The organism is Bradyrhizobium sp. (assembly GCF_049581145.1).
Lineage (GTDB): Bacteria > Pseudomonadota > Alphaproteobacteria > Rhizobiales > Xanthobacteraceae > Bradyrhizobium.
The window spans coordinates 1-5,602 of sequence record NZ_JBAURI010000435.1 but is presented as its reverse complement, the minus strand read 5'-3'; the positions used below and the strand labels follow the sequence as shown (position 1 = coordinate 5,602).

The following is a 5,602-nucleotide window of genomic DNA, read 5'->3' as shown; positions in this document are numbered from 1 at the left end:
GTCGATGATGTCGCTCATGTCCGTCGGCCCGCTGTCATTGCTTCAAGGAGTCGCCGGGCATGGCGCGGATCGACCATGGTTCGCCGTCGCTGCCGCTCTTGATGTCGTCGATTTTCCAGCCGCCTGTTTGGTGCACGAACGCGTAGCGCACGACCTCATCCTCGAATGTGTTACAGCGCGGTTTATAGACGACAAGCTCGGTACCGCGCGGCCTGAATTGTTTTCATATGTTGCTGCGGGCCGAACGGCGTCGTGAACGCGCCGACCAATAATGATGCTGTTTCGCAGCCCTTGCGAGGAGACGGCGGATGGCGATAAACAGGATTGGAGAGCCGCCCGGCTTTCCATGCGGGCGTGCCGCAACAGCGCCCCTGCCTTGGTCAAATGAGGAAACTTCCATGAAGCTCGTGCTGATCCTGCTCGGCGTTGTCCTGCTCGTAATTGCCGCCGTCTATTTCGTGGTTCCGGCGGATCAATTGCCGGGCTTTTTTCCGGGCCATGAGGACGGCGTGACGCGGGTTCACATGAAGCATGGTGTCATCTCCGGCGTCGCGGGACTCGTGCTGCTCGCAGCCGGCACCTGGGTGGGACGCCGGTGAGCGAGGTCGTCGACACGCCGGCACCGCGCGGCGGGCTGTCACGAATGTCGCGCCGCGTGATGAACCTCGCTTATCTGCTGACCCAGAATGCGCGCCGCCATGGCGGCCGCGCCGGCTTCATCTGGGGCGACAGATCCTGGAGCTGGCGCGAGATCGACGCTGCGGTCTCTGCGCTCGCGGCGGCGTTGGCCGCGCGCGGCATCGTCAAGGGCGACCGCATCCTGGTGCATTCCAAGAATTGCGAGGAGATGTTCTGGTCGATGTTCGCGGCCTTCCGGCTCGGCGCGGTCTGGGTGCCCACCAATTTTCGCCTGATGCCGGATGAAGTAGCCTATCTGGCCGCAGCGTCGGGCGCAAAGGCGTTCCTGTGCCACGGCGACTTTCCCGATCACGCCAAGGCCGTGACGGAATCGGCGTTCACCTGGCGCATCGGGGAAGAAGGCTCGTTTGGCGAGACGAGCTTGCGCGGGGCGATGGCGCCGCATGCAGGCGCCGTGGTCGGCAATGTCGCCGTCGAGCATGACGATCCCTGCTGGTTCTTCTTCACCTCGGGCACCACCGGCCGGTCCAAGGCGGCGGTCCTGACCCATGGCCAGATGGCCTTTGTCATCACCAACCATCTCGCCGATCTCACGCCGGCCACGACGGAGCGGGATGCCGCGCTGGTGGTCGCGCCGTTGTCGCATGGCGCCGGCGTGCATCAATTGATGCAGACGGCGCGCGGCGTACCGACAATCCTGATGCCGACCGAACGCTTCGACATCGCGGAAGCCTTCCGGCTGATCGAGGCCCATCGCGTCAGCAATCTGTTCACGGTGCCGACGATCCTGAAGATGATGGTCGAGCATCCCGCGGCCGATCGTTTCGACCATTCCTCGCTGCGCTACGTGATCTATGCCGGCGCGCCGATGTATCGCGAGGATCAGAAGGCGGCGCTGCGGACTCTCGGCAAGGTGATCGTGCAGTATTTCGGCCTCGGCGAGGTCACCGGCAACATCACGGTGCTGCCGGCCGAACTGCACCAGGCGGAGGACGGCCCGCAGGCGCGGATCGGCTCTTGCGGCTATGAGCGCACCGGCATGCAGGTCTCGATCCAGGGCGATGACGGCCGCGAGCTGAAGCCGTTCGAGACCGGCGAGATCTGCGTGATCGGCCCCGCGGTGTTCGCCGGCTATTATGACAATCCCGAGGCCAACGCCAAGGCGTTCCGTGACGGCTGGTTTCGCACCGGCGATCTTGGCCACATGGATGAGGAGGGCTTTGTCTATATCACCGGCCGCGCCTCCGACATGTACATCTCCGGCGGCTCCAACATCTATCCGCGCGAGGTCGAGGAGAAGATCCTGACCCATCCCGGCATCGGCGAGGTCGCAGTTCTCGGCGTGCCAGATCCAGTCTGGGGCGAGGTTGGCGTTGCCGTCTGCGTCCCGCGCGACGGCGCGGAAGGCGTGACGGAGGCGGAGATGGCCGCGTTCCTTTCGCCAAAAGTCCCGCGCTACAAGATGCCGAAGCGTTTCTTCTTCTGGGAGGCGCTGCCGAAGTCAGGCTACGGCAAGATTCCGAAGCGGTTGGTGCGCGATGAGCTGGAAGCGCGCGGGCTGCTTGATCTCACCAAGCAGACCGGTTGACCGGAGCAGGCGATGCGGCGGATCGAGCAGCCCGGACAGCCCGTGGCCGAACGCATCCAGTGGGTCGAGGCGCGCGGCCGCGCCTTTTCCTTCACGCTGGAGGCCGGCCTGCCGCTGCTGGAAGCCGTTCGCCGCGGCTTCGCTGCGCGGGGGTTTGCTGGCGGCACGCTGAACATCAGCAGCGGCGCGCTCGGGCCGTTCGGCTATGTCATGCCGGCGCTGTCGAAGACCAGCGAGCATGCGGCATTCTATAGCGAGACGTTTCGGCCGTCCGGTCTGACGCGGCTGAAGCTTGCGGCCATGACGCTGGGACAGCGCGATGGCGCGCCCTTCTTCCACTGTCACGGTCTTTGGACGGAGGCCAGTGGGCGCAGCTGCGGCGGCCATATGCTGCCCGAGGAGACGTTCGTGGCCGCGCCGTTCGAGGTCGGCGCGTTCGGGATCGACGGCGCGGTGTTTGCAGCCGCGCCTGACCCGGAGACGAACTTCAAGTTGTTCGGTCCGGTGGCAAGCAAGGCCGGCGGTGCCAAAACTACGGGCAGCGCCTTCGCGTTGCGGCTGCGGCCGAACCAGGATTTTGCCGGGAGCATCGAGACTTTCTGCCGCGATCGCGGCATCTCGCGCGCGAAAATCCATGGCGGCGTCGGCTCGACCATCGGCGCGCGCTTTACCGATGGGCGGATCGTCGATCCCTTCGCGACCGAGATCGCCATCATTTCAGGCGGCATCGTGGCCGGCGCCGGCGGTGCGGCCGAAGCCGAGCTTGACATCGGGCTGGTCGACTACACCGGCGGCCTCGCCGAGGGCCGGCTGATCCGCGGCGACAATGCCGTGCTGATGACCATGGAGCTGGCGCTGGAGGTGCTCTGACATCAGCACGGGAGACATCGCGGTCCGTTCGGCGGCCGTTGCGCGTGTTGGTCAGGTATGCAGATATTGCTCGCGAAGGTGGTGCCTGCGGTAGCGATAATGATGCCAGCGGCGGTGGTGATGCCGATGATGCATCGCATCTGCTGCTTTCGGCGTTTCCGCCTTCACCTCTTTCGATGTGTCCTTCGGCGCGTCCTTTGCGGTGTCTTTGGGCGCTTCCGGCTTGATGTCCTGTGCCACCGGCACCGGTGCGTCCTTCTTCACCTCTTGTGAAGCCTGCTTGGGCGCGTCTTTCGTGACGACGACCGGCGTCGGTTTCGTCACCGCCATGACTTTCGGCGCTTCCTTGGTCGCGGCGGCGGCTGCCGGCTTCGCGGGATCCGCCACGGTGATGGTGATGACCTCGGATTGCACCGGGGGATTGAACGGAATGTGGGTCCAGTTTCCGAGCTCGAGTTGCAGCGTGTGCTTGCCCGGCGGCAGGGTTACCATCGCCTCGGTCTGGCCCTTGCCGTAGTGAATGTGCTTCTCGTCAGACATCAGCGGCTGGGTCAGTTCCTCGGGCGTCAGCGTGGTGTCGATCAGGAGATGGTGGTGTCCGACATTTTCCTTGTCGGTGCCGGCAGGCGCGATCCCCATGTTCGAGGTCAGCCCGAACTGCACCTTGAACGGACTGGTGACGGTGTCACCGTTCTTTGGGTTGATGATGTAGGCGCGCGCGCCGGCAGGCGACGGTGATTGACCGGTATCCGACGTCGCCGGTTTGGCCGGAGCCGTCGCTGGCTGTTGCGCAAATGCGGGCCCGGTTGCAGCCGCAATCGTTGCGGCGATGAGGACGCCGGTTTTGAACTTGAACATGGATTGCCTTTCGAGGACGGACGTGAGGACGGACTTGGAGAAGCTGTGAACGCGCCTCGCCCTGGCGGCTTGACGCTGTCAGCGACGCTGCCAAGCTGCGCCGTGCCGACCGGATCGCTTCCGGCAGCCGCGGCCTGCAATTGCTCGGACGCGTCACTGATCGCCCTATGTCGATAGCAAACGAGGCTGAAACTTGACCGATCGCAAGCGCCAACAAGGCGGCTGATCCGCGGCGACAATCCCGCATCCATGATCAGCGGGCGAGGGGCTTTCGCCGTTTGCGCACGTGGACATTGATGTCGACATCAATTTTGCTGACACAGCGCTGTTCGGTGCGGTGCGAGCCGCCCTCATGCCAGGGGCCGGGGCGCGCCCAGGCGTCGCGGACATGGGCCAATCTCAGGCAGCGCCATTGCGGCAGCGGGCCCGAGCTCTCGCCGGCGAATTGCCAGGCCAAGACGACCTCTTCGCCGTTTTTGTTGGTGCCGATGACATGCGGGCACAGCTCGCGATGGCGGCCGTCATACTTGCAGACCACCTGCTGCTCGGCGAGGATCGCATTGCGGAAAAGGGCGTAGGCAGAGGAGGGCATCGGCAGCCATCGTGTCGGCACGGAGCATCGCATATTGGAGCGCCTGCCTGTACCAACGCGCCACTTCCATATCAGCGCCGTTCCCACTATGTTCCGAACCTGCCTGGACACTGGACCCGGATTTTGCATGAGTTCGCGACGCAAGCGCGACATCAAGATGCCGGCGCCGTATCTCCGGCGGGTCTGGCTCGACCCCGCACGCGCTCCTGATCGCGCCGCCTATCCGTTCTGCCTGCCCTTTCTGCAGGACAATTTCGAGCTGAGCTTCACCTCGGCCATTACCATCATCGTCGGCGAGAACGGCACCGGCAAATCCACGCTGCTCGAGGGCATAGCCGTGCTGGCGGGCTATGACGAAGCCGGCGGCGGCAAGGGCTATATGCCGGTCGATCATTCCCGGGCACTGGAAAAAATGGGCGGAGCGCTGTCGAAGGCGCTGCGCGCAAGCTGGCTGCCAAAGATCACCAATGGCTGGTTCTTTCGGGCCGAGAGCTTTTTTCCGTCGCGAGATATCTCGATGAGGCCGCACGCGAACCGTTGAGCGGACCGCCGCCCGACTTCCTTTCGCATTCCCACGGCGAGGGCTTTCTGCGCTTCTTCGAGGAGCGCTGCCAGCGCCAGGGCATCTTCATTTTCGACGAGCCGGAATCGGCGCTGTCGCCGGCGCGCCAGATCGAGTTCCTGAAGCTGCTGCGGCGCATGGAGCAGTCCACGATCTGCCAGGTCGTGATGGCCACCCATTCGCCGCTCTTGATGGCCTATCCCGACGCGACGCTGCTGCGGCTGTCGAAATACGGGTTGGAGCCCGTGACCGTGGAGCAGACCGATCACTACAAGACGCTGCGCGAGTTCTTCGACGATCCCAGAGGATTCGTCGAGGCGGCGATCGGGGAGTGAGGGACCTCACTCGAATACCAGACGTCAGGGCCGACCGTTCGCAATCAGGCTGCGCGCGATGTCGTCAATCTGGTCGAACATCAGGTCGGGCTGCCGCGCCTCCAGAGCTTTGCGCGCGGCAAAGCCCCAGGTTACGGCGCCGCAGGCGATGCCGGCGG

6 protein-coding genes and 1 pseudogene are annotated in these 5,602 nt (G+C 64.5%); 5 read left to right on the top strand and 2 right to left on the bottom strand.

The window, feature by feature from the left end; genetic code table 11:
• From WCB02_RS14185 to WCB02_RS14170, 4 genes are all read left to right on the top strand, one after another.
• Positions 1-256: hypothetical protein (locus WCB02_RS14185; protein ID WP_423958848.1), on the top strand; the 256-nt coding region annotated here is incomplete at its 5' end.
• A 142-nt stretch (positions 257-398) separates the two neighbouring features.
• The gene (locus tag WCB02_RS14180) at positions 399-599 is read left to right on the top strand and encodes a hypothetical protein (RefSeq protein WP_423958847.1); all 201 of its coding nucleotides are present in this window, start codon (positions 399-401) and stop codon (positions 597-599) included.
• Positions 596-2,227 (top strand): acyl-CoA synthetase, encoded by a 1,632-nt coding sequence (locus WCB02_RS14175; RefSeq protein WP_423958846.1) that lies wholly within the window; start codon positions 596-598, stop codon positions 2,225-2,227. The genes WCB02_RS14180 and WCB02_RS14175 overlap by 4 nt, the downstream gene beginning before the upstream one ends.
• 12 nt (positions 2,228-2,239) lie before the next feature.
• Positions 2,240-3,097: a PCC domain-containing protein gene (locus tag WCB02_RS14170; protein ID WP_423958845.1), complete on the top strand. Its 858-nt coding sequence runs from the start codon at positions 2,240-2,242 to the stop codon at positions 3,095-3,097.
• A 51-nt stretch (positions 3,098-3,148) separates the two neighbouring features.
• Here the strand turns inward: WCB02_RS14170 and WCB02_RS14165 are convergent, their stop codons facing one another.
• Positions 3,149-3,955 (bottom strand): DUF4399 domain-containing protein, encoded by an 807-nt coding sequence (locus tag WCB02_RS14165; protein WP_423958844.1) that lies wholly within the window; start codon positions 3,953-3,955, stop codon positions 3,149-3,151.
• A 253-nt stretch (positions 3,956-4,208) separates the two neighbouring features.
• Positions 4,209-4,547 (bottom strand): hypothetical protein, encoded by a 339-nt coding sequence (locus WCB02_RS14160; protein ID WP_423958843.1) that lies wholly within the window; start codon positions 4,545-4,547, stop codon positions 4,209-4,211.
• A gap of 127 nt (positions 4,548-4,674) precedes the next feature.
• Here WCB02_RS14160 and WCB02_RS14155 point away from each other — a divergent pair.
• Positions 4,675-5,444: pseudogene (locus WCB02_RS14155) on the top strand (AAA family ATPase).
• Positions 5,445-5,602 lie beyond the last annotated feature (158 nt).